The sequence below is a fragment of the Microcystis sp. LE19-41.2A genome (assembly GCF_027530405.1).
Taxonomy (GTDB): Bacteria; Cyanobacteriota; Cyanobacteriia; order Cyanobacteriales; family Microcystaceae; genus Microcystis; species Microcystis aeruginosa.
The window spans coordinates 1-4,238 of record NZ_JAPZQJ010000590.1; the positions used below are offsets into that span (position 1 = coordinate 1).

Annotated in this window: 4 protein-coding genes and 2 pseudogenes; 4 read left to right on the forward strand and 2 right to left on the reverse strand. The window is 40.7% G+C overall.

The genetic code is table 11. The features are described from left to right. Window positions 1-89: 89 nt before the first annotated feature. The 4 genes and pseudogenes from cpcF to O9290_RS24700 form a co-directional block, all read left to right on the forward strand. Window positions 90-713, forward strand: coding sequence for a C-phycocyanin alpha-cysteine-84 phycocyanobilin lyase subunit CpcF (gene cpcF, locus O9290_RS24685; protein ID WP_288054648.1), 624 nt, complete (start codon window positions 90-92; stop codon window positions 711-713). Window positions 714-776: 63 nt separating this feature from the next. Continuing rightward, window positions 777-1,550 (forward strand): ABC transporter permease, encoded by a 774-nt coding sequence (locus O9290_RS24690; protein WP_002761938.1) that lies wholly within the window; start codon window positions 777-779, stop codon window positions 1,548-1,550. A 227-nt stretch (window positions 1,551-1,777) separates the two neighbouring features. Next, on the forward strand, window positions 1,778-2,671 hold the full coding sequence (locus O9290_RS24695) for an ABC transporter ATP-binding protein (protein WP_002761936.1): 894 nt from the start codon (window positions 1,778-1,780) through the stop codon (window positions 2,669-2,671). Window positions 2,672-2,811: 140 nt separating this feature from the next. After that, window positions 2,812-2,992 (forward strand): annotated as a pseudogene (locus tag O9290_RS24700) (DUF4277 domain-containing protein); the annotation flags it as partial. 490 nt (window positions 2,993-3,482) lie between these two features. Here the strand turns inward: O9290_RS24700 and O9290_RS24705 are convergent. Beyond that, window positions 3,483-4,082 carry a PEP-CTERM sorting domain-containing protein gene (locus O9290_RS24705; RefSeq protein WP_002789962.1) on the reverse strand — a complete coding sequence of 200 codons (600 nt, stop codon included), beginning with the start codon at window positions 4,080-4,082 and terminating at the stop codon, window positions 3,483-3,485. A 35-nt stretch (window positions 4,083-4,117) separates the two neighbouring features. Beyond that, window positions 4,118-4,238: pseudogene (locus tag O9290_RS24710) on the reverse strand (IS630-like element ISMae26 family transposase); the annotation flags it as partial.

Genomic DNA, 4,238 nt, shown 5'->3' on the forward strand with positions numbered 1-4,238 from the left:
CCACACCCCACACCCCAGTTCCCCACTTCTCCACACCCCACACCCCACTCCCAAACCCCTACCCCCCACATCCCTTCTACAGATAACCAATGCTTCCTACCGTTGAGACTTTAATTATTGCCGTCGAAAAAGCCGACTCAGCCAATGGGTTACTAACCGCCGTGGAAAACTTAGCCGCCGCCAAAAGTGAAGCGGCAATACCCACCCTCACCGATGTCCTGAGATATAATAACCCCGGTGCCTCCGTGGCAGCCGTGGATGGTTTAATCGCCATCGGCAAAGCGGCGGTTCCCTATTTACTGGCCAACCTAGACGGTTATAATTATGGGGCGAGAGCTTGGGCAACCCGGGCCCTAGCGGGAATTGGCGATGTGCGAGGATTGGACTTATTGCTTGATGCGGCGGTGAGTGATTTTTCCTTTAGCGTGCGGCGAGGGGCGGCTAGAGGCTTAGGAAATATAATTTGGTCTGATTTGGAGGAAAGTCGGGTTTTTGAGGCTCAGAAGGCAGTTTTTAAGGCACTGGAGAAACTTTTGCAAGAGGATCCAGAGTGGGTGGTTAGATATGCGGCGATCGTCGGATTGCAGGGATTAGGAACTGCGGCGGCGGCATTTCGCGGGGCGATTCGGGAACTTTTAGGACAGATTCGGGAGACAGAAGCGGAAATAGTGGTAAGATTGCGCGCCGATCAAGCTCTGGAACACTTACAATAACCCTAAGTCACAAAGTAGAAAAACTTATTTCTCTACAGGGAGAAACAATTACACTAACATTCTATGAAATATTGGCAGGAAATTTTAGCGATCGCTCAACGAATTTTAGTGGAATTAATCCGGCGCGGGCGTAGCTTAATCCTCTGGGGCATTTTCCCGATCCTTGTCCTGCTCTTAAATGGCTATATTATGGCAGAAAAAGGCAAAATTGAGCTTGCTGAGGCAATGGCTCTGGCTACTCCTCCCACCCTCGTCGGGGCGGCACTTTTCTTTAGTTGTTTGGGGGGAACCGTGGCAACGGTAGTAGCAGAAAGGGAACAACAAACGATTAAACGGTTATTTTTATCGCCTTTAAGCGGTGTTTCCTATTTTATCGGCATTTTTCTCGCCCATTGTGCGATTGCCGCCTGTCAGACAGTTTTAGTTTATTCTATTGCTAAACAGTATGGAGCCACTTTTAAAGGCTCAATTCCTCTAGAATTATTAATTATTTTCCTTAGTATCACCGCCTATGTGGGTTTAGGATTTATCCTTGGTACTCAACTGGCGAAAAGAACAGAAGATGTTAATGCTTTGGTGGGAACTTTTGGGGTTCCTTTATTAATTTTAGGCGGCGTTTTTCTCCCGACTGCTTTATTCCCCGACAATATTCTATCTCTGGCTAAATATAACCCGATCTACCACATGAATGAAGCTTTAATTGCTGTTTGGGCAAAGGGCGAAAATCTCCAAGATATTAGCTCTCATTTTCGCTTTCTCTGTCTTTTTGCTCTAGCTATGGTAGCAGGTGGTTGGCTTACCTATCGACAAATGTTAAACCTTGAACGCCGACTGTAAATCAGTTATCAGTGATCAGTGATCGGTTATCAGTTAGGTAGGGTGGGTTAGGCGGAGACAAATTATCAGACTTAATCATTAATTTATCTATTCGCCGTAACCCACCATCAGTTATTCAGCTTCTTATTTTTCAGTGTAATTAGCCAATTTCCATGTCATTTGTTCTATTACCTAGCTGACGGCTGATGGCTTAAAAAATCCTGACTATCCTTGTTACTTTATTAAAAATGCTGACTATTAATAATGTCAAAAAAAATTACGGAAGACGCTTAGTATTAGATCAATTAAACTTTCATATTGAAGCGGGGGAAATTTACGGTTTACTCGGTCCCAATGGTGCGGGAAAAACCACCACTATTAATTTAATTTGTAATTTATTGAAACCATCATCGGGAGAAATTACCTTTAATTATTTGCCAATTTCTAGAGTTACTAAAGAATTAATTGGGGTTGCACCGCAAGAAAATTTATTGTACAAATCCCTTACTTGTGAGGAAAATCTCAACTTTTTTGCTCAGATTTATGGACTCGATCGCCCCCAGCGTCGTCATCGGATCAAAACCAGTTTATCCGCAGTAAATTTGCTTGATCGCGCCCGTAGTCCGGTGGAAACTTTAAGCGGTGGAATGCAGCGCCGAATGAATATTGCCGTGGCTATTGTTCATCAGCCAAAATTATTAATTCTTGATGAACCAACTACTGGTTTAGACATCGAATCTCGTTATGAAATTTGGGATTTAATCGGAGAATTACGGCGACAGGGAATGACAATTTTATTAACTACCCATCTCCTCGATGAAGCACAGCGTCTCTGTCAACGTATAGGAATTTTAAAACAAGGTCGTATTATTGCCGAAGGTAATTTAAATCAGCTGCGTCAGCACATTCCTGCGAAAGAAATTATTATCATGGATACCCAGGATCAAGAAGCGGCCATAAATCGAGGTAAACAATTAGGATTTACTCCCAAATTTTACGGCAAAGATTTAGCTTTTTGGTTAGATGAACACCTAGAATTAAGCGAGATTATTCGGGCATTCGACGGCATTAATATTGATTCTATCGCCCGTCAGACCGTACAGTTAGAACATATTTATATGGAAATTATGAATCAATTTTAAACCAGTTTTTGAGAATTAAGGTTGATGATCGGCATTTTTTCGGTAATTTACCTCAATTGAGTTAAATCGCCGTTTTTAACCGTCATATTCTTGGAAAACTGAGGCGAGTGGGCTGTTCGACCATGACTTAATCAACAGAAATTCAAGTTAAAAATCTAGACCATCTAGGATTAGTAGCTGGAATTATAGATGAAATAGGAATCGTTGAAATTATTAACGAACAAGTATCAATGGGTTCCAGGAGAAATTGTCACAGCTGGGCAAGTCGTGAAAGCGATTATCCTGAACGGATTGGGATTTGTCTCCCGATCCTTGTATTTAGGGTCTGCTGAAAAAGTTTTTCGGTGGGAGTAGGGTGTGGGGTATGGGGGATAGGGTGTAGGGTTTTACCGATTTTCAGGGGGTCAATTACCTAATTTTCAGGGAAAAAGTGCCTAAATTTGGCTCTTCTGGTTTCTGTGTGGAAATGAGGTCTATAATGATAGTTTCTTCAGAAAAATAGTCCCAAAAGTCTTTCTCAGTAAACATTTCACGATTCCATAAGCAAAAATTATCACAGAAAGTCGAGAAGAGCCTAAATTTCCCCCCCGATCCCTCCAATGGCTGGCACTTTTTGATTTCAAAAAAGCCTAAAAATATTATCCAACAAGGTTTTTAGATTTATTCAGCCAACCCTATCTAGACATCATCTATATCTAGTTTAAAATGGTAAATTCCTCAGCAAAATGGAGAATCTTTGGCACAATTTGTAGATTCTTTGTTTCCTGCTGAGAAAAAGCGAGTTAAGTTAATTAAGCTTCATTGAAATCAATTAGAAAACTCGCCAGCAACGATAGATAATAGCACCTAATCCTAATAGAGATAATCCCAATAGTGAACTGGGTTCAGGTACACCCACAGCCCTTAATTCCAAAGGAAAAGAGACGGTTAAAACTCGATAACCATTCTCGATAGTAAAGGTAACATCAGTGGCTGGATTGACGACTCCATCAGAGAAAAGTTGTACCCAACCGCCAGCAGCATTAACATCTTCTAAAAAAGCATCTGCTAACCCTGATTCTAAAGAATCTAGACCAGATTCCTTAAAAGCTCGTACTGGATCGAGCAGTAGAAGATTACGTCCAAATACAATATTTCCATCTATTTCGTTAGTAGAAATAAAATAATTAGGAGAATAACCAAAACTAACAATTTTGGTATTTCCTAATGACAAAAATATCTCCACATCATCTGGATTGGCTCGATAAATTAGCTCTTCGATTTCAACTTCCCCATCTTTGGTAAAAAACCAATCTTTACCGAATTCATCATCTCCTAAATTCCAAGTTGTTGTAATATCTTTTCCCACTTTAGGACCATAGCTAATTCCTAAATTATCTATGGCAATATTATTAGTGTCTAGATAATTCAAGAAATTAGAAAAACCAGTTATAGCAATTCTCTGACTTATGAGGTACAGTAGCAACAGTGAGTAAACCAATTGCGAATATCTTTTTGAGTAACTTCTAACATAGCCAATTCAATCCCTTCTATTAAGTCTTTGTAAGTTCTCGCCTTCAGTTTTCTT